The 24,404-nt window shown below is 39.4% G+C and carries 18 protein-coding genes; 14 read left to right on the forward strand and 4 right to left on the reverse strand.

All coding sequences use genetic code 11. The features are described 5' to 3' along the window. The first annotated feature begins 250 nt into the window (after window positions 1-250). On the forward strand, window positions 251-1,846 hold the full coding sequence (locus ACN9MR_RS02920) for a S41 family peptidase (RefSeq protein WP_426328175.1): 1,596 nt from the start codon (window positions 251-253) through the stop codon (window positions 1,844-1,846). Window positions 1,847-2,036: 190 nt separating this feature from the next. Here the strand turns inward: ACN9MR_RS02920 and ACN9MR_RS02925 are convergent, their stop codons facing one another. Next, window positions 2,037-2,639, reverse strand: coding sequence for a hypothetical protein (locus tag ACN9MR_RS02925; RefSeq protein WP_426328176.1), 603 nt, complete (start codon window positions 2,637-2,639; stop codon window positions 2,037-2,039). A 216-nt stretch (window positions 2,640-2,855) separates the two neighbouring features. Here ACN9MR_RS02925 and ACN9MR_RS02930 point away from each other — a divergent pair, with 216 nt between their 5' ends. Next, window positions 2,856-3,338, forward strand: coding sequence for a GNAT family N-acetyltransferase (locus tag ACN9MR_RS02930; RefSeq protein ID WP_426328177.1), 483 nt, complete (start codon window positions 2,856-2,858; stop codon window positions 3,336-3,338). 103 nt (window positions 3,339-3,441) lie between these two features. Here ACN9MR_RS02930 and ACN9MR_RS02935 read toward each other — a convergent pair whose 3' ends face one another. Beyond that, window positions 3,442-5,859: an outer membrane beta-barrel family protein gene (locus tag ACN9MR_RS02935; RefSeq protein ID WP_426328178.1), complete on the reverse strand. Its 2,418-nt coding sequence runs from the start codon at window positions 5,857-5,859 to the stop codon at window positions 3,442-3,444. A 205-nt stretch (window positions 5,860-6,064) separates the two neighbouring features. Between ACN9MR_RS02935 and ACN9MR_RS02940 the strand changes: the two genes are divergently transcribed. The 11 genes from ACN9MR_RS02940 (at window position 6,065) to ACN9MR_RS02990 (ending at window position 21,146) form a co-directional block, all read left to right on the forward strand. Beyond that, on the forward strand, window positions 6,065-7,072 hold the full coding sequence (locus ACN9MR_RS02940) for a sensor histidine kinase (protein WP_426328179.1): 1,008 nt from the start codon (window positions 6,065-6,067) through the stop codon (window positions 7,070-7,072). Window positions 7,073-7,150: 78 nt separating this feature from the next. Next, entirely contained in the window at window positions 7,151-7,885 is a 735-nt protein-coding gene (locus ACN9MR_RS02945; RefSeq protein ID WP_426328180.1) for a LytR/AlgR family response regulator transcription factor, read from the forward strand. Between the two features lie 160 nt (window positions 7,886-8,045). Continuing rightward, on the forward strand, window positions 8,046-8,513 hold the full coding sequence (locus tag ACN9MR_RS02950; protein ID WP_426328181.1) for a hypothetical protein: 468 nt from the start codon (window positions 8,046-8,048) through the stop codon (window positions 8,511-8,513). Window positions 8,514-8,531: 18 nt separating this feature from the next. Next, complete coding sequence (locus ACN9MR_RS02955; RefSeq protein ID WP_426328182.1) at window positions 8,532-9,389, forward strand: alpha/beta hydrolase; 858 nt, start codon at window positions 8,532-8,534, stop codon at window positions 9,387-9,389. A gap of 648 nt (window positions 9,390-10,037) precedes the next feature. Then, the gene (locus tag ACN9MR_RS02960) at window positions 10,038-10,196 is read left to right on the forward strand and encodes a hypothetical protein (protein WP_426328183.1); all 159 of its coding nucleotides are present in this window, start codon (window positions 10,038-10,040) and stop codon (window positions 10,194-10,196) included. A 91-nt stretch (window positions 10,197-10,287) separates the two neighbouring features. Further along, window positions 10,288-11,382 (forward strand): L-rhamnose/proton symporter RhaT, encoded by a 1,095-nt coding sequence (gene rhaT, locus ACN9MR_RS02965; RefSeq protein WP_426328184.1) that lies wholly within the window; start codon window positions 10,288-10,290, stop codon window positions 11,380-11,382. Window positions 11,383-11,411: 29 nt separating this feature from the next. Beyond that, window positions 11,412-13,532, forward strand: coding sequence for a bifunctional aldolase/short-chain dehydrogenase (locus ACN9MR_RS02970; protein ID WP_426328185.1), 2,121 nt, complete (start codon window positions 11,412-11,414; stop codon window positions 13,530-13,532). A gap of 259 nt (window positions 13,533-13,791) precedes the next feature. Further along, complete coding sequence (locus tag ACN9MR_RS02975) at window positions 13,792-15,072, forward strand: sugar isomerase (protein ID WP_426328186.1); 1,281 nt, start codon at window positions 13,792-13,794, stop codon at window positions 15,070-15,072. 13 nt (window positions 15,073-15,085) lie between these two features. Then, complete coding sequence (locus ACN9MR_RS02980; protein WP_426328187.1) at window positions 15,086-16,471, forward strand: FGGY-family carbohydrate kinase; 1,386 nt, start codon at window positions 15,086-15,088, stop codon at window positions 16,469-16,471. A 42-nt stretch (window positions 16,472-16,513) separates the two neighbouring features. Next, window positions 16,514-17,545 carry a GntR family transcriptional regulator gene (locus ACN9MR_RS02985; RefSeq protein WP_167293237.1) on the forward strand — a complete coding sequence of 344 codons (1,032 nt, stop codon included), beginning with the start codon at window positions 16,514-16,516 and terminating at the stop codon, window positions 17,543-17,545. 214 nt (window positions 17,546-17,759) lie between these two features. After that, on the forward strand, window positions 17,760-21,146 hold the full coding sequence (locus ACN9MR_RS02990; protein ID WP_426328188.1) for an SNF2-related protein: 3,387 nt from the start codon (window positions 17,760-17,762) through the stop codon (window positions 21,144-21,146). A 231-nt stretch (window positions 21,147-21,377) separates the two neighbouring features. On the opposite strand, the gene ACN9MR_RS02995 is transcribed toward ACN9MR_RS02990, so the two are convergent. Both ACN9MR_RS02995 and ACN9MR_RS03000 read right to left on the reverse strand, forming a co-directional pair. Beyond that, the gene (locus ACN9MR_RS02995) at window positions 21,378-22,181 is read right to left on the reverse strand and encodes an SDR family oxidoreductase (protein WP_426328189.1); all 804 of its coding nucleotides are present in this window, start codon (window positions 22,179-22,181) and stop codon (window positions 21,378-21,380) included. A gap of 296 nt (window positions 22,182-22,477) precedes the next feature. Next, complete coding sequence (locus tag ACN9MR_RS03000) at window positions 22,478-23,059, reverse strand: thymidine kinase (RefSeq protein WP_051691820.1); 582 nt, start codon at window positions 23,057-23,059, stop codon at window positions 22,478-22,480. 122 nt (window positions 23,060-23,181) lie between these two features. Between ACN9MR_RS03000 and ACN9MR_RS03005 the strand changes: the two genes are divergently transcribed. Beyond that, the gene (locus ACN9MR_RS03005) at window positions 23,182-24,372 is read left to right on the forward strand and encodes a hypothetical protein (RefSeq protein WP_426328190.1); all 1,191 of its coding nucleotides are present in this window, start codon (window positions 23,182-23,184) and stop codon (window positions 24,370-24,372) included. The last annotated feature ends 32 nt before the right edge of the window (window positions 24,373-24,404 follow it).

The following is a 24,404-nucleotide window of genomic DNA, read 5'->3' on the forward strand; positions in this document are numbered from 1 at the left end:
GTGCAAAGGCGACAATTTGTGGGGGCATAAGGGCTAACAATTAGGCATCGGTTTAGCAGATATTTTTTGAAATTTAATAAATATCTCAGTGAAAAGTAATTTAATCGTAGATTTACGTAATTCACTGATACATATGCATAGGAGCACAATATTTTGAATTAAATTTAGTTTGTTGGTTGATAAAAGTTTCTTCCTGACAACTTAACCATTGCCCGGTACGTATATAAAAGATAATGTTACAATAATTTCCATGAGAAATAAGAGATTCCTTTACCTGGTTGCACTAGGTTTTTTAAGCTTTGGGACCATTACCGGCTGCAAAAAGAGCAGCCCTGCGCCTGAGCCTGTAACCCCTCCAGTTGTTACTACGCCTACCGGAACACGGGACGAATTGACTAAAGATTCTATCTTTTTATACGGTAAAGAACTTTATTATTGGAATACTTCGCTACCAACTTATGAAGTGTTTAATCCGCGTAGATTTAGTTCGAATGAAGCTGAACTATATGCCATGACACAATATTCTTTAGATCCGGCAACAGGAAAGCCATATGAATATGTAAGCACTTCCGGCGAACCTAAATATTCATTTTTCGACTATACGGCAGCTGCCACAGGTAAAAAAGGAGCACTGAAGGCTGATGTAAATGGCTCGGCCAATGATTACGGTTTTTCTGTTCAGTATAACAACGACACAGACCTTAGGGTAAAATATGTTTATCCAAACTCGCCTGCAGCGCAGCAGGGCTTAACACGTGGCTGTAGGATAACCAGCGTAAATGGACGGACAGATCTTAGCTGGCCAAATGCAGTTAATTTTTTAAACAGTGCCATTTTCGGTACAAATGCAACCGTGACTCTGGCCTTCAATGATATTGGTGGCAATCCAAAAACAGCTGTTGTATCTAGCGGTTTATATACTGTTAATCCGATTTTGTTTACTAATGTCTATACAGTTGGTACAAAGAAAGTAGGTTACATTGTATTCAATAGTTTCACCAATAATGCCTCTGCAGCCATAAATACAGTTTTTTCTAATTTTGCTACCCAGGGGGTAAGTGAATTGATTATTGATTTACGCTATAATGGCGGTGGTTATGTTTCAACAGCTACTCAGATCATTAATTTAGCAGCACCGGCAGGAGAAAACGGCAATACAATGTTTACTTCTTATTACAATAACTACCTACAGTCGATCACTACTGCACAACGCAAGGCCTCGGTTTTGGCACACCAACCGCTGTTAGATGATGACGGTAAACTACAGACCTTTACCACGGGGGTAAACGGAAAGTACGCCACCTATGCCGATTTAAATTATTCGCCTACAGCTGCCGATAATATAGAGAAGTTTGCAAAATCAGGCTCATTATCTTTAAACAGAGTTTATTTTATCGTAACAGGATCAACAGCCTCGGCAAGTGAGTTAACTATTAATAGTTTAAAACCTGTAATGGATGTAAAACTGATTGGTAGAACAACTTATGGTAAACCTGTTGGTTTCTTCCCGATCAGAATAGACAAGGTGGATATGTATATTCCGGAATTTGAAACCAAAAATAAAGTTGGCGTTGGTGGTTACTATTCTGGTCTAACGGTTGACAAAGAATCATCTGAGGATTTAACGAAGGCATGGGGAGATGAAACAGAGACCTTATTGGCCTACGCATTACTATATGCTAAGAACGGGAATTTTGTAACTACAGCTGCAAAAACAGCCAGCTTAAGTACAACGACAACAGTAATGCCATCAAAACTATCGGTAGCAGAATTAAGGGCATTAGATGAAAAGTTAGATCCAAAAGGATTTAAGGGAATGGTAATGACGCCCGATAAGAAATTTTAATAAAAGCTTTTTAACGAAAATGAGGGTGTATCATAAATATAGATTTGTCATCCTGTCCAAACAACTCCTGTGGAGAGCTTGTCGAAGGACCTGTTGAAATACGCTTTAATGTGTTTCAACAGGCTCAACATGACAGCATCTGGGCTAAAATCGCCTTTATGATATACCCTCTTTTTTATTTGTTGCCGTACTACAGTAATATTTTACTGCTGATATCTTTACTGATGGTAATGTAACCTGGATATTTAACAGGTGTATTGCCCAGCATAAAGGTTGGTTTTATTTTAATGGTTAATAAACCTAATTTTTCATCTTTTGAAGATGATCCTTTCTGAGCAGCCTTGATAATGTCGTTAAAAACATTGCCATTAGATACTAACCCGTAAATGTTGCTTACTAATTGCACCGGAACGGTAACTGTTTGGCCATGCGCAATACTCACGTTTTGATTTACAATACCTTCTGCCAAATCGGTATTATTAACCAATATTTTATATTCGAACTGGTTTATGGCCGCTAAATTGCTCGAAGGGTTGGTTATTTCTAAATTCAGATTGGCTCTTAAAGGAATGTCTTTTCTTAACAAACCCAATGCAACCCCAGGCAAGCTGGTTAGGCTAAAACTTTGTTGGTCCACTAACTTTTTAACATCTGTACCTGCAATCGATACCTGTTGTACACCTGTAATTTTATAGGTGCAGTCTTCCAGAGCTTTTATCTGCTGTGCCTGCCTGTTTATTCCACAGCCGAAAAGGCTAACAGTTAAAAGGCATACTAATAATCTTTGTTTCATTTTATGTGTGTTAGGTGATAGTATAAGTACCCAAAAATTTGGATATTTATGTACTGCAAACATAACGCCAAAATAATAAATCTATTTCAGAAGGGGAGCTGCTTAAAAGTCAGGTTACCTATTTAATTATACGTTAATCTCAATAATTAACTCAATTAATCGGTTTGCCGATTTAACAATTGATCCAAGTTACTAACTTTACAAAAAACAAAAGACATGGCAATTACCATCCGCAAGATAACGGCACAGGACAATACTGCAACAGCTGAAATGATCAGGACTATTTTAAAGGAATTTAAAATAGACAAGCCGGGTACTGTTTATACGGATCCCACAACTGATGATTTATCTACACTTTTCGAACACCCTCAATCAGCTTACTGGCTGGCCGAAGAGGATGGGCTTATTGTTGGCGGCTGTGGTATTTACCCGACCGAAGGTTTGCCAGATGGTTGTGTTGAACTGGTTAAATTGTACACCTCGGCATCTTCGCGTGGGAAAGGCATTGGCAAAATGCTTATGGAGAAAAGTATAGAATCGGCGCAGCACTTTGGCTATAATGAGATTTATCTGGAATCGTTTCCATCGCTTACCCGGGCAATTGAGATGTACGAAAAGGCAGGGTTTAAAAAACTCGCAGCCCCATTGGGTAATTCAGGCCATTTTGCCTGTAATGTTTGGATGCTACTGGTTTTATAACTTCGTTAATCGTTGAAACTGATTAATCGGTTAACTGTTGAAATTGAGAAATCTCAGCTCAATTAAACAGCTAACCGACTTAAATAACTAATCTTGATCAAACCTAATTTTTGCCAACTCTGTTTTCCTCATCGCCTGTTCCGGTTTGTCTGCTGCGGGCAGTTTTGATTTTCATATTCCCGAATTTATAGGTGAAACTTAAGTTTATCCTGCGGCTTTCCCACTCGTTCTGCCAATAAGTTTTAATGTTGTTGTACTCCAGATTGGCTCTGAATTTATTGGTGTTAAAGATATCGTTTACTTTTAAGGCAAATGTTGCATTTTTGTTCCAGAATGATTTTTTAGCGCCAACATTGAGCTGATAACTTCCTAATCTGCGGAATAAACCGGAAATAGAAGGAGAATCGTAGTAACCATACATCGTTAAACTGTAGTTTTTAGGCAAAGTGATGGTATTATCCGACATGACCGACCAGTTCCACGAGAAAGCATTATAGCCATTTCCCTGTACTGCAGATTCGGTGCGGTTATAACCAACAGAGACTTCGGTACTGTTGTTCCACCATTTGGTTACATCAATGGGACTACCGGTGGCCATATAAAAATTTGTTGTACGGTTCAGGTTTTCTGACCTGGAGATACTTTCTTTTGTACTATTGTTCTGATAAACCACTTCCCATATCGATCCATCACTAACCGAATAACTCAACGTTAATACCCTGAAGTTTTTAATCGAATAATTAAATTCAAAACTATTGGCATAAGAAGGTTGCAACAATGGGTTTCCCTGTATGGCAGTATAGGGATCGGTATAAAAGGTAAAGGGATTTAAACTGCTGTATGATGGCCTGTTGATGCTTTTGCGGTAGGCAGCTGTTACGAGGTTGTTCGAATCCAGTTTTAAGGAGATAAATACTGTTGGGAAAAGTTTCCAGTATTTCCTGTCGATCAGCGTATTGGTTCCCGATGAACTGCCATCACCTCTGGTCTGTTCTGCTCGCAAACCTGCTTTGATCTGTAAGTTTTTGAAGCTCTGATCTAAGGAGAGATAACCTGCATTAATGTTTTCATTGTATAAAAAGGCGTTGGTTCGGCGCGGATCGTTAATCCAGCCAGCAGTTTTGAGCGAATCGAAACGGACATCGCTCTGCGATTTTACCCAGCTGCTTTTCCAGCCAGTTTCCATTTTTAAGGTTTTTGAAAAATTTAAGCTATAATCGGCCTTGATTGAATAAATAGAGACGTTGCCCATGCCCTTATTACGCAGGTCAATCGGGTTACCGATCAACTGGTCACTGGCATCGAGGTAATTATTGGTAAAGGTTTCGTTCTTGCTGTTGTCGTATCGAACATAATCTGCATCAAAACCCAGTTCACCATCTAATGTATCTGTTTTGAAACGGTAGTTTAAGTTAAGTGCGTGGTTTTTTTCGGTATTACTTTGCGGATTAAACATCGATGTTCCACCCATTTTTATACCGGCGGCATTATAATTTACCGAATTGCTGTTTACCTTGGTTTCTGCTGGCGCAGTAAAGCCTTTTACCATTAAGCCTAAAGTATGTTTCGCGTTAATAAAATAATCGGCACCGGTAGAGTAATTTAAGCTGTTGGTTACCGGGTGCCAGAAATTAAGCTGGTTATATTGTTCGTCGCCAATGGTTCTGTTTAAAGTTAACCTGTTGTATGAGTTATAGTGTCCGGCGTTTAAGCGTACATAGGTACTTACCTTACCGATATTGTAATTCAGGTTGGTGCCAGCATAAACTTTTTCATAACGGCCATAGCCACCGCCCAGATTCATGTTTCCATTAAAACCCTGCATTTTATTTCTTTTGAGTTTAATGTTGATGATTCCTGCTGTGCCAGCAGCATCGAAAGAGGAGGGAGGGTTGGAAATCAGTTCGATTTTGCTTAATACCGATCCGGGTAGCGATTTTAGGTAAGTGGTTAATTCCATCCCCGTCATATAGCTCATCTTGCCATCAATCATCACGTTGATTCCTTTTTTGCCTTTCAGTACAATGTTATCGTCCTTATCCAGTTTTACCCCCGGCGACCTGCTGATTACTTCCAGTGCATTATCACCTGCGGTATTCATCTGTTCTACATTTACAATCACCCGGTCTGCTTTTTGATCAATTACAGGCATTTTCGATATAATGTTTACATCTTTCAGGTTTTGAGCATGGTCTGTCAGTATAATTGATGGAACTTTAAGGGTTATACCTTTTACTTCAAATGGTGCAGATTGGTTTTTTCCGTAGCCCATCATTAAGGCTTTAATCAAATACCTGCCAGATTTAACATGGCTGAATTCGTATAAACCGTGTTGGTTGGTGACTTGTAAGGCAACTGAAGCCGAATCGGGTAAGTGGATTAATGCTACTGAAGCATAATCGAGTGCTTTATTACTTTTATCGGTAACAGTTCCCGATACCTTAATGTTTTGAGCAAAAGCAGTTTGAAGGCTAAAAATAAGCAGCACAAAAAGAGCAGATTTAATTAAGAGGTTCATCATCGTGTTTATTTTATATTGACGATTCAAAGATGAAGAGGTTGCATTAGTCTGAAAATTTTATAATCCGAACCCTTTAAAATATTATCCCAATGCTTTTTTGAGTAATAAAAGGTGTTAATCCTTAAATTGTACAGGTTGGGATAATTTTTTGAAGGTTTGGAATAAGAAAATAGGCGGTTACAAAAGCTTTGTATAGTTTTAGTCCATGAAAACAATAAAAATCATTTCCATTCATATTCTATGCTGGCTACTAGTTTTAGGCTATTTTTATGGTGGCTATTTAATTGATGGTACAACTTTTACCAAGGCTGCTTTAAGTATCTCCATGAATTTTATACAATTGATAGAGTTCTACATCTGTTACTTGTGGGTATATCCAAGATTTTTGAAAAAGAATAAAATACCACAGTTAATTTGCGGCATTTTGTTCACCATTGGGGTATTTATTGTACTTAGGTATTTAATAGAAGAAGTGCTTTATTTAAAATGGTTTGGTTTTCATAACTATAACGATGGCACAACTGCCTGGGAGTACATCTCAGATAATATTTATTGGAGTATTGGTTTCATTGTAACACCGGCTGCGGTTTATGGTATCGAGCAGAGTTTTAAATCGGAACAGGTTAACAGGAAACTTAAAGAAGAAGTGGTTAAGGCCGAACTTTCATTTTTGAAATCGCAGATTAATCCACACTTTCTGTACAATACTTTAAATTATGTTTACTCACTGGCTATTCCCGTTTCCGATCAACTGGCCAATGCTGTTTTGCGTTTATCAGATCTAATGCGCTATACCCTAAACGATAGTCCTGATGGCAAAGTGAGTTTAGATAAGGAGGTAGAATATTTAGAAAGTTATGTAGCACTATTTAAAATGCGCTTTGAACCAAAATTTTATGTAGATTTTATAACTGAAGGCATTAGCGATCAAAAAATAGCTTCGCTGATATTGATCCCATTTGTAGAAAATGCTTTTAAACATGGCGTAGTAAATGATGAAACACAGCCTGTGCGTATTAAACTTAAGGTACAGAACAAACGCTTAAGTTTCGAGGTGAGCAATAAGATCAGTCATGCGCAGAAAGATCACTCCAGTGGTGTAGGCATGGTAAATATCCACCGTAGGTTGGATTTGATTTATCCTGAAAAACATGAGTTACTGATTTCGAATAATGGCAATACCTATAAAAGTACTTTGATCTTAAATCTGTAAAGGATAATTTGTATCATTGAAAACTATTCTAATGTTAATTCACGCTAATCGCCAACCCCTAACCGCTAAACCCTAACCATGATCCGTTGCCTTGCTGTTGATGATGAATCTTACGCCTCAGATATTATTGCTGCCTTTATCAATAAAACCCCTTTTTTAGAACTGGTTGGAACCACTACAAATGCTTTTGAAGCACTTAACCTGGTTCAGGAAGGTAAGGTAGATCTTGTTTTTTTAGACATACAGATGCCAGAGTTAACTGGGATCCAGTTTTTGAAAATCTGTGGTGGTAAATGCAAAGTAATTCTAACCACAGCCTATCCAGAATATGCTTTAGAAGGCTTTGATCTTGATGTGGTAGATTATTTGCTTAAACCGATCTCATACGAGCGTTTTTATAAAGCGGCCACTAAAGCACAACAGATTTTAATGCCTGTGGCACCTGTACAACAAGAAGTAGTTATTCAGCAGGTTGCACAGGGGAACGATTTTATGTTTATTAAAGGCGACACCAAGAACAAGTTTATTAAGGTTAATTACGAAGATATTCTCTATATAGAAGGATTGAAAAACTATGTTTCTGTTTATACCGCTACCCAAAGGATTGTGACTTACCAGGCACTGCGTGAGCTGGAAACCGAACTGCCCCAGCCACCATTTTACCGCATCCATAAATCGTACATTATCTCTATCGAAAAAATTAAGATGATTGATGGGAATACCGTTTATATTAACGATCAGGCTATTCCAATTGGCGAAACCTATAAAGAAGAGTTTTTTAAAGTGGTGAGGGAAGGGAAGAAAGGTGGTTAATCGTATAAATCGGTTAACTGGTAAATTGTGGATTAGTCGATATCTACAATTAACCAATTTAAACAGTTAACCGATTACCCTTACAGTGTTCATAAATTCTCCCCATTATTTCTTACGATTTTTTTAAGTTTGCTGTATAAAGATTAAATCAAACATCACCATGCAAGAAACGAATTCGCTAAACCAGGTTGCAGAATTTCATACTACCTTTAAACATCCAATTTTAGAAAGTCCGGTTATTCCTTCAAAACAGAGAGCCAATTTGCGTATTTCGCTTTTAGCTGAAGAGTTGAAAGAACTACAGGAAGCAGTAGAAAATGATGATCTGGTAGAAGTTGCCGATGCCCTTTGCGATCTGCAGTATGTTTTGGCCGGTGCTATCCATGAGTTTGGTTTAGGTGGAAAGTTTAAGACTTTATTTGATGAAGTTCACCGCTCTAATATGAGCAAAGCCTGCAAAACCGTAGAAGAAGCAGAACAAACCATCCAGTTTTATTTAGATAAAGACCAGACCGAATCTTATTACAAAGAAATAGACGGACTGTTTTTGGTATTCAGGAAATCTGACGACAAGACTTTAAAATCGATCAACTATTCGCCGGCTGATTTAAAGTCACATTTGGCTTAACTCATAAATAAGCTCGGATTGAAAAGGCTAAAACAAATTGTAAACGAGTTAAAATTAACACAGGCAGCGCCTGATGCAGCTTTAATGCGCGAGTTTATTTTTTACTCACCCAAAATGCCATTACGCCAGCATCAGGAACAGCTGGTCGCTGTATCAAAGCAATTTAGCCTCAAGGTTTTTGATACTTATTTTACCCATGCCGATATAACCATTAACTGCTTTAGCTGGGGAAATGGAAAACGTAAAGTATTACTAACACATGGCTGGGCTTCAAAGGCTTTAGATTTTTATGAGCTGATTATTGAACTCCTGAAGATAGATGACCTTGAAATTATTGCTTTTGATGCGCCCGGTAACGGAAGCTCAATCTCTGAATTTTCCAACCTGATGTTGTATGCCGATTCAATAAAATCGATTGCCTTAAATTATACACAGCCTGATGTGCTCATCGGGCATTCGCTTGGCGGTATGGCTAATGTAATTGCTTTGCAGGAACTCGGTTTAACTCCAAATCTGCTCATTAGCATCGCACCATTAATCAGACTGAAAGAAAATTTTGAGCAGAGTTTAGATTCGGTAAACATTGGAAATAAAGATCAGGATATCTTTTTTAGTAACTTTGCCAAAGAATTCCCTGTTCCTGTAAGCCACTTTAACCTGACCGAACTGTATCAACTAAGTCCGGATTTAAATCATTTCCTGGCATTCGATCCGGCTGATCATATTTCGCCATATCCATTCCTTAAAGAATTCCTGGATAAATATCCTGCCATCAGTTCAAAATCTTTTGTAGATGTGGGGCATTATAAAATCCTCAGATCGGTTGATGTGATTGAAGATATTGCGGATAGAATTTCTGCGCTTCCAATGCTATAAATCGTGCCGGGTGGTAACATTTTGCACCAGAAATTACACCCTTTTTTCGTCTTTCCAATTGGCTCATATAAAAAATCTAATTCGGGTTAATAGAAAATGATTGGTTCTGTGCTTTTGGCAATTTCAGTCCCGTTCCGTTCTTTCCGATGAAGGATCGAAACCACTACAATCGGGTTTAGGAACAATGTTTTCTGCACTTGGCAACCCCGGAAATGAAATGCTGATTTGGCCCAATAGCCCCGGTCGAAGCGTTACCCTGCAGCAACGAGGTACGAGGCGGCGAAGCGTATAAGCGTAAAACGGGAAGAAACCTAGTGTTTTGTACTGGCTCTGCGCTCTAAATGAAATTGATAGTTTTTTAATGAGGAAACAAATGGCCTGTGGTTCTTGGCAGGCTTCAGTCCCGCTTTTTGGTTCGAGTTCCGATGAAGGATCGGAAGCTCTTCCCTGCAATCGGGTTTATTTAACCTGGGCTGGTGCTTGGAAAACAAACCGCTGTGCCTAAACCCGACAGCAGCGGTAGCCTCCGATTTTTTCTATCGGAGCTATAGCGAATGGCGGGGCTACAGCATCCATGAAATGCTGCCCTTTCATTTCCTAAAAAGAACAACTTTTTATTATTAATGGGAAATGATCGGTTCTGTGTGCATGGCAATTACAGTCCCGCTTTTTGGTTCGAGTTCCGATGAAGGATCGGAAGCTCTTCCCGGCAATCGGGTTTATTTAACCTGGGCTGGTACAGGCAGCTCAAATCTTTCTTCCGCCAATAGTGAAATCGGCTATTGTAAACAAGCCATTGTTAACTAAATCTACTAGATTATTCCTCATCCATAACAGTGCATAACAGTTAGAATTACCGTATATTCTATTTTAGAGCAACCAAATATATTAATAGCGCATGCAAGCAGTTTTAGGTGTAATTTTTCATTTCTTCGGTGGTTTCGCCTCCGGAAGTTTTTATATTCCGTACAAAAAAGTTAAAGGCTGGGCCTGGGAAAGTTACTGGATCGTTGGGGGAATCTTCTCCTGGTTAATCGTTCCGCCACTTGCTGCTTTTTTAACCATCCCTAATTTTACGGCAATTATCACCAGCACCAATGGCAGTATTTTGTGGTTAACCTACTTTTTTGGAGTGCTTTGGGGTATTGGAGGTTTAACCTATGGCTTAGGCGTTCGTTATCTGGGTGTATCATTAGGAAGTAGTATCATTTTAGGACTTTGTATGGTTTTAGGTTCAATCCTGCCATCCATTTACTTCGATTTTTTCCCGCAGGCAGGTAAAGATACTTTTACCATGTTTTTACACACCGATTGGGGCCGCATGGTATTGCTGGGGCTTTTAGTTTGTGTTATTGGCATTGTAATCTGCGGTAAAGCAGGTATGATGAAAGAAAAGGAAATGAAATCTGGCATTACCGATCCGCATGGCATGGAGGTAAAAACAGAATATAAGTTTGGACTCGGTTTATTCGTGGGGATTGTTTCAGGGGTTTTAAGTGCCTGTTTCAATTTTGGTATCGAAGCGGGAAAACCAATGGCCGATGCTGCCAATGCGATCTGGAAAGCAGCAAATCCTGCTGAAACAGGTAATTTCTTATTCCAGAACAACGTTACTTATGTAATTGTACTTTGGGGAGGCTTAACCACCAATTTTATCTGGTGTATGGTATTAAATGCAAGGAATAAAACATTTGGCGATTATACCAATGCAAAAACGCCACTCTTAAAAAACTATATTTTTTCTGCATTGGCAGGTACCACCTGGTTCTTACAATTCTTTTTCTACGGCATGGGCGAAAGCAAAATGGGCAACGGTGCCAGTTCGTGGATTCTGCACATGGCCTTTATTATTTTAATCGCCAATGTATGGGGGCTGGTATTAAAAGAGTGGAAAGGTGTATCAAGAAAAACTTTGATTACTGTTTTGGCGGGTATTTTAACAATCATCATTTCGGTACTCATTGTGGGTTATGGTAATTCAATTAAAGGTTAATAAATAAAAATTTAAAATAGAATATAAGAATGTCAATCGATACGAAAAATTATAAGCACGTAAGCTATCTGTGGGATGAAGAGGAAGCCGCAAAACTGGCTGGTGATGAAGTTGCCCTTTTGATTTATCGCTCTAATTTATTGGGTGCAGATTTACGCTTAACCAATTATGGAGGTGGAAATACCTCGTGTAAAGTATTGGAAAAAGATCCGCTTACCGGTTTAGAAACTGAGGTAATGTGGGTAAAAGGTTCAGGTGGCGATTTAGGAACGTTAAAGAAAAGTGGACTTGCTGCATTATATGTTGACCGTTTACGCAGCCTGAAAAATATTTACCGTGGCGTGGAGCATGAAGATGAAATGGTTGAACTGTTTAACCACTGCATTTTCGATTTAAGCTCTAAAGCACCATCAATCGATACCCCTCTGCATGGTTTTTTACCGTTTGCGCATATCGATCACTTGCACCCAGATGCGGCCATTGCAATCGCTGCGGCTAAAGACGGTAAAAAAATTACTGAAGAATTATTTGGCGGCACAATTGGCTGGGTGGAATGGAAAAAACCAGGTTTCGAACTGGGCTTGCAATTAAAGCAATGTTTAGATGAAAATCCAGGTATCCGGGGTATTATGCTAGGTTCGCACGGCTTGTTTACCTGGGGCGATACCGCTTACGAAAGTTACCTCAATACCTTAGAAGTTATTGAAATCTGTTCTGATTACCTTAACCAAAATTATGGTAAAAAGGGTCCTGTTTTTGGAGGACAAAAGATTGAAAGTGCAGCAGCAGATCAGCGTAAACAACAAGCAGCTGCTTTAGCACCTGTTTTGCGTGGCTTGTGTTCTTCTAAACAGCACATGATCGGTCATTTTACCGATGACAGTCGCGTTTTAGAATTCATCAATTCTAATGATTTGGATCGTTTGGCTCCAATGGGAACCAGTTGTCCAGATCACTTTTTAAGAACTAAAATCAGTCCGCTGGTTTTAACTTTAGCAAGCGATGCCGATTTATCGGATGTTAAAGCACTAAAAGAAACATTAGAGCCTGCTTTCGAAGCATATAGGGCAATGTATACTGCTTATTACGAAGCCTGTAAACATCCAAACAGTCCTGCCATTCGCGATACGAATCCGGTTGTTATTTTATATCCTGGTATCGGAATGTTTACCTTCTCTAAAGATAAACAAACAGCTAGGGTTGCTGCAGAATTCTATATCAACGCCATTAATGTAATGAAAGGCGCCGAGGCCGTTTCAGAATATACTTCATTGCCGCACCAGGAAGCTTTTAATATTGAATATTGGTTGTTGGAAGAAGCGAAATTACAACGTATGCCTAAGCCGAAACCTTTAACTGGCAAAATTGCCTTGATTACGGGCAGTGCCGGCGGAATTGGTAAGGCGATTGCTAAAAAGTTTGTTGCAGAAGGCGGCGTAGTGATTTTAAACGATATGAATGCCGAGCGCTTGGAAGAAGCAGGTAAAGAATTTGCGAGCCTGTATGGTAAAGATTCTTACAGTACGGCAATTCTAAATGTAACCAGCGAAGCAGATATTAAACAAGCTTTCGATTCGGCAGCTTTGGCTTTTGGCGGAGTAGATATTATTGTAAACAATGCAGGGTTATCGATTTCTAAAACCATTGCCGATCATACCGAGAAGGATTGGGATTTATTATATGATGTTTTGGTAAAAGGTCAGTTTTTTATTACTCAGGCTGCAACAAATACGATGCAAAAGCAGAATATTGGCGGCGATATCATTAATATTGTAAGTAAGAACGCCCTGGTGAGCGGACCAAATAATGCGGGTTATGGCAGTGCAAAAGCTGCCCAGTTACATTTGAGCAGGTTAAATGCTGCTGAATTGGGTGCAGATAATATCCGTGTAAACGTGGTTAACCCTGATGCTGTAATCAGCGATAGCAATATCTGGGCTGGCGGTTGGGCAGAAGGCCGTGCAAAAGCTTACGGCATTACTGTTGCAGAGTTGCCGGCTTATTACGCAAAACGTACTTTGCTAAATCAGATTATATTACCAGATGATATTGCCAATGCTTGTTTCGCCTTTGTAGGTGGCTTGTTGCACAAATCAACCGGAAATGTTTTAAATGTTGATGGCGGAGTAGCCATGGCATTTGTAAGATAGCTTAATCCTCGGTTAAATTCCTCGGTCTGTGTCCTCACAGAACGAAACGAATAATTTGATCAGTGGTCTGTGGAGACACAGACCACGGCGATAGATTTTAAATTCAGTTTTAGTAAGTTGTTTAATCGGTCTGTGCCTGGCTCAGACCGAAATGACTTTTAAATTTAGTAAATAATATCATCATCCTCGTTTTAACGGGGATGAGAAAGAATGGCGATTGTATCGCCGTAACAATTAACCTAATAAACCAAATATTCTAATGAATATCGAGCAGAACCAAATAGAAAAACATAACGACTCCCTTTTAACCTCACATCAGCGCAAACTCTCTTTTTTAAAAGAAGATTGGGCGCACGTTGATGTAGAAAGCGTAATTCAGAAACTGGTTGATTTTCAGATTGCCATTCCAAGCTGGGCTTTAGGTACAGGTGGAACACGTTTTGGCCGTTTTGCCATTACAGGTGGTGAACCACGTACCATTGAAGAAAAAATTGAAGATGTTGGTTTGCTACATGCCCTTAATGGTGCAAGTGGTGCAATTTCGCTTCACATTCCCTGGGATATCCCTCAAAATGCAGAAGCGTTAAAAACTTTGGCATCTGGCTATGGTTTAAAGTTCGATGCCATGAACTCGAATACCTTTCAAGATCAGAAAGGTTCTGCACACAGTTATAAATTTGGTTCGTTACAGCATGTAAATAAAGACATCCGTAAACAGGCAATTGAACATAATATCGAGGTAATTAAACACGGTATTGCACTGGGATCTGATGCATTAACCGTTTGGCTTGCCGATGGTTCTTGCTTCCCCGGTCAGCTTAATTTCCGTAAAGCCTTTGAAAATACTCTAGAAAGTCTTCAGGAGATCTATTCAGCTCTGCCAGAAGATTGGAAGATGTTTGTAGAATACAAAGCCTTCGAACCTAATTTTTATTCAACTACGGTTGGCGATTGGGGACAATCACTGTTATATGCAAGTAAATTGGGTAAAAAAGCTTATACTTTAGTCGATTTGGGCCACCATTTGCCTAATGCAAACATCGAGCAGATTGTTGCGCTATTGTTAATGGAAGGAAAATTGGGTGGTTTCCATTTCAACGATTCTAAGTATGGTGATGATGATTTAACTGCCGGAAGCATTAAACCCTACCAATTGTTCTTAATTTTTAACGAACTGGTAGAAGGTATGGACGCAAAAGGGATGAACCATGCAAAAGATTTAGGATGGATGATCGATGCTTCTCACAATGTGAAAGACCCGTTAGAGGATTTATTACAGTCAGTGGAAGCTATTATGATAGCCTATGCCCAAGCTTTACTGGTTGATCGAAAAGCCTTAAACGAAGCGCAGAACAACAACGATGTGGCAAAAGCACAGGAAATTTTGCAGCATACTTTCCGGAGCGATTTAAGGGCTTTAGTAGCTGAAGCCAGATTAAGAGCTGGAGCTGCTTTATCGCCAATCGCTTTATACCGCGGTTTAGAGGTTAGAAATAAGTTAGTTAACCACCGCGGAAATACTGTTGCCACAGGTTTGTAAATAGAAATAGAAAATGCCTAAACCTGTTATTGCCATATTTGATGTTGGGAAAACAAATAAAAAACTGTTTCTGATCGACGAGAACTACAATATTGTTTACGAACGATCTGCACGGTTTGTAGAAACAGTTGATGAAGATGGCGAACCATGCGAAAATCTCGAAAGCCTGCGTTTATCAGTTTACGATTCCCTGCATCAGGTTTTGCAGTTAAAAGAGTTCGATGTTAAGGCCATAAACTTTTCTACCTATGGTGCCAGTTTTGTTTATCTCGATGAAAATGGTGATCCCCTAACACCGCTTTATAACTATTTAAAAGAATACCCGGAGGAGCTTAAAAAAGCCTTTTACGCAAAATACGGAGGTGAGGAGAAAATTTCGTTAGAAACGGCCTCGCCTATTTTAGGCAGCTTAAATTCAGGAATGCAATTGTATCGCCTGAAAAACGAAAAACCCGAAATATTTAAAAAGGTGAAGTGGGCTTTACACCTGCCCCAATATTTGAGTTATTTAATTACGGGTAAGGCTGTAGCCGATATTACCAGTATCGGCTGCCATACCCAGCTTTGGGATTTCAATAAAAGTGAATACCATAACTGGGTTACTACCGAAAAAATCGACGAGAAATTTGGCGTATTTACCCCTGCAGATTCCAGCCTTAAAACTGATTTCGAAGGGAGCAGCGTAAAGGTTGGTGTAGGTTTGCACGATAGTTCTGCAGCGCTAATTCCTTATCTGGCCAATTTTAATACACCATTTGTACTCATTTCAACAGGAACCTGGTGCATCAGTTTAAACCCTTTTAACCAGGAGCCTTTAACTGCCGAAGAACTTAAACAGGATTGCCTGTGTTACATGCACTTTAAAGGGAAGGCGGTTAAGGCTTCGCGTATTTTTGCAGGTTATGAGCACGAGATACAACTTAAGCGAATAGCAGAACATTTCGATCGTGCGGCCTATCTGTTTAAACATTTGAAGTTTAACCCTTCAATGATTTTGAAACTGGCCAATAAAATTCCTGAAAACCAACAGGAGCAAAAGGGTTTTTCCGCAAGTTCTGCTTTTCCCGAGCGTGATCTGAACCTCTTTCAAACAGCAGAAGAAGCTTATCACCAACTAATTTTTGATCTGATCAAACAGCAGATTTACTCATTAAAGCTGATTTTAAATGCAGGTGTGAAGAGAATTTTTGTAGATGGTGGCTTCGGTAAAAATGCAATTTATATGCATCTGCTGGCTACTTCCATTCCGGATATTGAGGTTTATGCCTCTTCAGTTTCGCAGGCTACCGCCATAGGCACGGCTTTGGCTATAAATGATGCCTGGAATGAAAATCCTCCACCAACAGATATGATCCAGTTAAAATACTATTCTGCCATACAACGTACACTAGATTTTTAGGAATTTCCTTATATTAGAATTTCCTATATCAATATAACCATTTTGAAACCAGAAGATTTAATTCCTTACATTAACGTCGACGAGTATTCGTCTACGCCAAAATACAAGCAGTTAACCAATGCTATTTTGGCCGCAATTGAAAGTGGTAAACTTCTGAAAAATAGTTTATTGCCATCTATTAATGAACTGAGTTTCAGTTTGGAAATGTCGAGAGATACTGCAGAAAAAGGTTACCGTAACCTCCGCAAACTCGGGGTGGTTGATTCTGTACCAGGAAAGGGCTATTTCATTATCAATACCGATTTCTCGCGTAAACTAAAGGTCTGTCTGCTTTTTAATAAACTCAGTACACACAAAAAGATCATTTACGATTCCTTTACCAAAACACTTGGGGAGCGTGCAGCGATTGATTTTTATATCTACAACAATGATTTCGCACTGTTTAAAAAAATGATCGTCACCAAACGGGATGATTATTCGCATTTTGTAATTATTCCACATTTTTTAGAAGGTGGCGAAAATGCGCACGAAATTATCAATACCATTCCCAAAGAAAAATTAGTCATTCTTGATAAATTGCTGCCTGGAGTAACAGGCGATTATGCTGCGGCCTATGAAAACTTTGCGCAAGATATCTACGCGGCTTTAGAGCAGGCCTTAGATCGGCTTTCGCATTATCGCACCTTAAAAATTATCTTCCCAAAAAACAGTTATTTCCCACACGAAATTCTAACAGGCTTTTACCGGTTCTGCCAGCAGTATGCTTTTGATCATAAAGTAATTCATAACATTAAAGACGAAGAAATTAATCCTGGTGAGGTGTACATTAACCTGATGGAAGATGACCTGGTAACACTCATTGAACGTCTAATTGCCCAAAAACTTAAAATCGGGAAAGATGTTGGTGTAATTTCTTATAACGAAACGCCTTTAAAAAAGATTATTTTGGATGGGATTACGACCATTTCAACTGATTTTAGCGAACTGGGCGCTCAAGCTGCTGAATTTATTCTCAACGGAAAAACCGAGAAGGTAGCAGTGCCTTTTTATTTGAACCTGCGTAAATCGCTGTAGTACGCTGTTAGTTCGTCATCTCGACTGAAGCGTAGCGAAATGGAGAGATCTATCGAGACAGATTTAGCTTCGCTGAGCACTACGTGGTTCTCGGCTGCGTTGCACTTCGCTCGAAATGACGATTCTCTTGATTAATTGTGCATAAAAACCTAAAAAGAGGTTTTAGCTAAAACTTATTAATGATTACTTTTATCACTTAGCTATTTTAGTTTAAATGAGTGAACAGGTAACCGCGCATCTAGTATCAGAACAAAATCCTTACGATTATATTTTGAAGGATTTTAACCTGAAAAATCTGAGCCAGATTGTTATCCTCAAACATTTAAGCGGATTGATCCATACTGATGTTAAGGGCTTTTACCAACTTTTCCCCGAGCAGATTGAAATCGATTTTGCAGCATTTAGCGATGAGGCCTCTGGATTGCCCTTCCCGATTGTTCAGGTGCAGCAGCACTCAAACTCCGTAAAACTTTCTTGTCGTTGTGCCACGCCAAAGCATAAATTGTGTGAGCATCAGGCAAGGGTTTTGTACAACATTCTTCAGCGCCAGGATCTGCTTATTTTCTTCGATGCTAACCTTCGTAAGCAAAAGCTTTTAAAAATAGCAATTGACTATGGTTTAGAAAAAGAAGAAAACCTCGATCTTCTTTTTAACCTGAGCTACGAAAATAGCCAGCTGGATATCCGCCCAAAAATGGGTGCCCTCCAGCCATTCAATAAAGAAGCCCAGCAAAATTTACAGGAACTTTTACTGCCGGCGAATAAAACCAAAGCAAAAGTACAAGCTAAAAACGGTCAGGGTAAAATGATCCTGGTTTTTGGGCAACACCGCTATTACAACAATTTAACGGTAGAATTATTTGAGGCCGAAACCACTAAAAGCGGCAAGGTTAAAAACCCGATAAAAGGAATCAATCCAGCTGATTTACTGTTTAAAACAGATGACAACGACCAGGTAAAGTTTTATAGCGGTATTACCACTTTTCAGCAGAATTACAATAGCGATCAAAGCGAGGCGGAGATTGAAGCCTTAAAAGCGATCGTTAAAAATCCTAAACAGATTCCTTTTTACCTGCAGGATAGCAAGCAGTCAGTTGCTATTCAAGCATCGACCATTACAGCGGTTGATGTTCATTTATTGGAAGTAGACCTGCGTCTTTCTGTAAATCAACGTGATGATTATTACGAAATTACAGGTCGGCTGATTATCGAGGGGAAATCTTACGAGCTGGACAACCTGGTATTGGTGCACCAATATTTTGTTAAACTTAACAATCAACTTTATTTAATTGGGAGGTTGGATTTTCTACGCGTAATCGGGTTTTTCAAAAAGCAGAGCAACAGGTTAATCCTGCACAAAACTAAATATCCTGAGTTTCAGAAAGTTATTTTGGTGCCTTTAGAGGGAAGTATCCATGTCGATTATTCTTATTTAAAGCCTGCCACCAAAAGCCAGATCGAAGAAAAAGGTTTCGATCTCGAAAACGAGCAGTTGATCTACCTATCTGAATCTGAAGATTATATTCTCCTCACTCCGGTAATGCGATATGGGAATTTAGAAATACCTGTGCTGTCTAAAAAGCAGATCCAGGCACAGGATAAACTAGGCAACCTTTTTACCTTACACCGCGACGAAAATGCCGAGCTGCAATTTATCGGAAACGTATTGAAACAGCACCCTTATTTCTACGATCAAGAAACCAACGATTCTTTTTACCTGCACCGCAAACGGTTCCTGGAAGAAGCCTGGTTTCTCGAAGCTTTTGAGGTATGGCGGAACAAAGGCATTCATGTTTTAGGTTTCAACCAGCTCAAAAACAATAAATTAAGCGAATTTCAGGCTAAAATTAATATTGAGGTTTTAAGTGGGACAGATTGGTTCGAAACCAAAGTAAAAGTAAAGTTTGGTAAACAACAGGTTGCGCTCAAGCATCTGCATAAATCAATCAGGAACAAAAGCAGGTTTGTAACACTTGATGATGGAACCCAAGGCATATTACCTCATGAATGGATCGAAAAATTTGCTGCTTATTTTAGTGCTGGCGAAGTAACTGAAGATGCCATTCTTACACCAAAAATTAAATTTGCTTCTATAAATGAGCTTTATGAAGATGCTTTGTTAGATGGTGATGTAAAGAACGAACTGAAGCTGTACAAGCAGAAATTTGAAGGAACGGATTCGATTCAGGAAGTAGAGGTGCCAAAAGGTTTAACCGCAACTTTACGTCACTACCAGAAAGACGGTTTAAACTGGCTCAACTTTTTAGATGACTTTAATTTCGGTTCTTGCCTGGCTGATGATATGGGATTGGGAAAAACCATCCAGGTTTTGGCTTTCATTTTATCACAGCGCGAAAAAGTAAAGCACAATACAAATCTGGTGGTGGTTCCAGCTTCGTTAATATTTAACTGGAAGGCCGAGATAGAAAAGTTTGCGCCATCTATAAAGGTAAAAACCATTTATGCCGGAGAAAGGACCAAAACGACCGACACTTTTGACGATTACGAAATCATTTTAACCTCCTACGGAACACTGCTCTCTGATATCCGTTTCTTAAAGGATTATCGTTTTAACTATATCTTTTTAGATGAATCACAACTGATCAAAAATCCAGATTCGCAACGTTATAAAGCGGTTCGGATGCTGCAATCGAGGAATAAAGTAACCATGACGGGAACACCGATTGAGAACAATACCTTTGATTTGTACGGGCAGCTGTCATTCGCTTGTCCGGGTTTGTTTGGCAGCAAACAGCAGTTTGCCGATTTATATTCAACCCCGATCGATCAATTTAAGGATAGTAGAAGGGCAGAAGAACTTCAGAAAAAAATAAGACCATTTATTCTCCGCAGGACCAAGGAACAGGTGGCAAAAGAACTTCCCGATAAAACGGAAATTGTACTGTACTGCGAAATGGGAGCGGAGCAGCGCGAAGTGTACGAAGCGAACAAAAAGGAAATTCAGGATTTTATTTTGGGTAAACAGGAAGATGAATTGCCTAAAAGTTCGATGCATGTGCTGAAAAGTATTACCACCCTAAGGCAGATCTGCAATTCGGCCGCATTATTGGCTGATGGAAAATCATATTTACAGGCTTCCTCAAAAATTGATGTGCTGATGGAGCAGATTGAGAGCAAGGCCGGAAAACATAAAATCCTTGTTTTTTCTCAATTTGTAACCATGCTCGATCTGATTAAGAAGCAATTGGAAAACCGTAGCATTAAATACGAATACCTTACCGGGCAAACCCGTAAAAGAGCCAAAGTAGTTACTTCTTTTCAACAAAACGCCGATATTCCGGTTTTCCTGATCAGTTTAAAGGCTGGTGGTACCGGATTGAACCTTACCGAAGCTGATTATGTTTACCTGGTAGACCCATGGTGGAATCCCGCAGTTGAAAACCAGGCTATCGATCGGGCATACCGGATTGGTCAGCATAAAAATGTGATGGCTGTCCGTTTAATCTGCCCGGATACGATTGAGGAGAAAATTATGAAGCTTCAGGCCACCAAAAAAGATCTGGTTAAGGATCTGATTCAAACGGATGGCAGTTTGTTTAAAAACCTCACAAAGAAAGAATTACTAGGATTACTGAGTTAGTATAAGTTCGCTAAATCCATTCGGATTGTCATCCTAAGCCTGTATAAGGACCATGTTGATAAATCTAATTTTGGTTCGTGAAGACACTAACCAAAGTGACAAAAATAGATTTCAAAAAATCGTCGTCATTCCCACGCAGGTGGGAATCTTAAAGCTTATGGCATTACGATTCCCAATCAAGTTGGGAGTGACGATGCGGCTTACAAATGCGACGCACAATAAGTCAATCATCTAAATCCCAACCTCAAACTTATAACCCAAAAACTCGGGTACATTAACACTCTCTACGATTTTCCAATTTTTCTTTTCTGCAATAAAATAAGGTGCTGCAAGTCCTGTGGTTTTAGCCGCGGCGCTATAAAATTCCATTTTTGCAGGATGGTTTGGTGAGCAGGCATTATACGTTCTTCCGAATGCCTGTTTTTCCAAAAGCTTTACTGCAATTCCTACAGCATCTGTTTGATGAATCAAGTTTACCGGAGCTAAACCATTCGGTACATTATTTTTTCCAGCAAAGAATCTCCCTGGGTTACGGTCAGGGCCAATTAAACCTGCAAAGCGGATTACTGTGCAGTTTTCGGGAAATAGTTCTTTAAATAGCATTTCTGCAGCTAAAACAACCCTTCCTGAATCAGTATCGGGATGTGCCTCGCTGGTTTCATTCACTGTTTTGTTTTCATCAGCATAAACACTCGTCGAACTGATCAACACCACATGTTTCGATTTATCTTTTGCTGCAGCCAAAATAGAATTTATCTTTTTGGGATAATCAAGAAGTTCAGTCGAATTGCGCTTTGGGGGAATACAGATAAACAAGGTATCGGCCCCAAAAAAAGCTGAATCAGCTAGAATCGCTTCTGCCGTAAAGTTGACTAAAAACGGCTGGATATTTTCGGCCTGCAGTATTGCTAACTTCTCCTGACTTGTGGTAGAACCCTTAACGCTATAATTTAACCCGATCAGTTTTTTGGCTAAAGCCAGGCCAAACCAGCCACAGCCTAAAATTGAAATGGTATTGTTTTTTATATTCACCATACAAATATCAGTTAAATTTTACTTCAGACAATTTTAAAAGTAAAAAGGAGGATTTTGTTTCTCTATTCGCCGCAAAGTTTTCGCCAGCTAGCCCCGGGTGAAGCAGGTACCCTGCAGGGTTGAGGTACGAAGCCCGAAGTGTACAGCAAAACACGGGAACCCACTTTAATCTTAGTACAGGTATTGCGCGTCAAAAAACGGGAATCAGTTTTCAGTTTCCAATTTTCAGTTATAAATGAACAATAACCAACATGCAATTACGACTGAACTAATGGCCAATGAACCAATAAACCAACTTATCCTTTGCCTAAATTGTAACAGGCTCTGCATCTAGGCTCATAACTTTCCTTTTCTCCTAATAAAACGGTAGCTTCATCAGCAACTGTACGGTAGCTGTACAGGGCTGGGTTTCCGCAGCAAACACAAACAGCGTTTACTTTGGTAACATGTTCGGCAATGGCCATTAAAGCAGGCATAGGGCCAAAGGGCTTGCCTGTAAAATCCATATCCAGGCCCGCAACAATAACCCGTATACCTTTAAGGGCAAGTTTATTGCAAACATCAGGCAGTTCATCATCAAAAAACTGAGCTTCATCTATACCCACCACCTGTGTATTGGTGCCAAGTAGTAAAATGGCCGAAGCGCTATCAACGGGGGTAGAGTTTATGGAGTTTAAATCGTGCGAAACCACGGCGGTTTCATGGTAGCGGGTATCGGTACGGGGTTTAAAAATTTCGACATTCAATTTAGCAATCTGAGCTCTTTTTAATCTACGGATCAGCTCTTCCGTTTTACCAGAAAACATAGAGCCACATACCACTTCTATACTTCCCGAAAATTCGCCCCTTCTTCTAAAATTTTGTTCGCTAAATAACATGCCTTTTTTTTTATTCCCCTATGTCCGTTCTATAATTTTAAACCGAACAAATATGAGAATTATGTGTTATTTTTGAACACATAGTTACCAACATAAATCGACTAAAAATTCGTTTTAATTTTATGATGAACCAACAGGATATTTTCAGAAAGATCGGCAGCATTTTAACAGAATTAAATGAGCAATATCAGTTTTTAGCTCAAAATCCTCAGCAATTAAATGATTTGGAGTTGGAGCTTTTTCTGGCCAATGCCCATTTTCTTTCTGATCACGTGAATATCGTCAAAAAATTAAATGCCATAACAGAAGATAAACATACTGAGCCCGGAAACCATGCTTTATTGGCCGAACAAAATACCATTATACTGCCCGAAGCCGAAAAAAGTTATGTAGAGGACGATGAATGTTTTGATCCGCAGGAACTGGAAGAAGTGGCTACTGCCCAGGAAGAAGAAGAACGGATAGATGTGAAGCCCGAACAGGAAATGCGGGATGATGAAATAATTGAAGAAGAAAAAGCTGCATCGCTTTTGAATAAAGATTTTTTTAAACCAGACCAAGACGACCATACTTTCGAATTTGTATTGGGTACACACGATGAAAACGATCAGTTCGATTATGAAGCGAAATCTGTTGAAGAAATTTTCGATCGCCCTCTAAGCAAAGAAGAAGCAGAAATTTTAGCACGTAAAAAGATAATTCACGAAAAGGAAGATGTTTTATCTGTTCAGGAAGAACCTGTACCAACTGAAGAAGATGAAATTGGTCCTGAACCTTTTTTAATTCCGCATGAAGAGGAAGAGCCTCAGATAATTACAAAGGAGGAGCCTGTTGTAGCTGCTAAGGTAGAAGAATCTATTTCAGCACCTATTACTCAGCCTATTGAGGCACTTAAGGATGTGAAACTGGATGATCCTATTATTTCTCCTTCTGTTGAACAGGAGCGCCCTTTGTTTACTCCTGAAGCTGTTCCGGTAAAACCAGTTCCACAGCCCGAAGTCACTAAACCTACACCAAGTTTAAACGATCTGCTTGCCAAAACAAATGGTAAAAGCGATGAGCCTGTTAAAGCACCTATTGCTGATTTAAAACAGGCAATTAGTTTAAACGAAAAGTTACTTTTTATCAAAGATCTTTTTAGTGGGTATAACCTGGCTTATTCTGAAGCTATTGATATTGTAAATAAAATGAACAGCTTTGAAGCAGCAGATGGTTTTCTTCAAAATAATTATGCCGCAAAAAATAATTGGGCCAATAAGCAGGCCACGGTTGATCAGTTTTACGAATTACTGAACCGAAGGTTTAGCAAGTAGGGGCGCAGCGTATGGCGACTTGCGGCTGGCGT

This window comes from Pedobacter sp. R-06, assembly GCF_049913135.1.
In the GTDB taxonomy this organism is placed as follows: Bacteria; Bacteroidota; Bacteroidia; order Sphingobacteriales; family Sphingobacteriaceae; genus Pedobacter.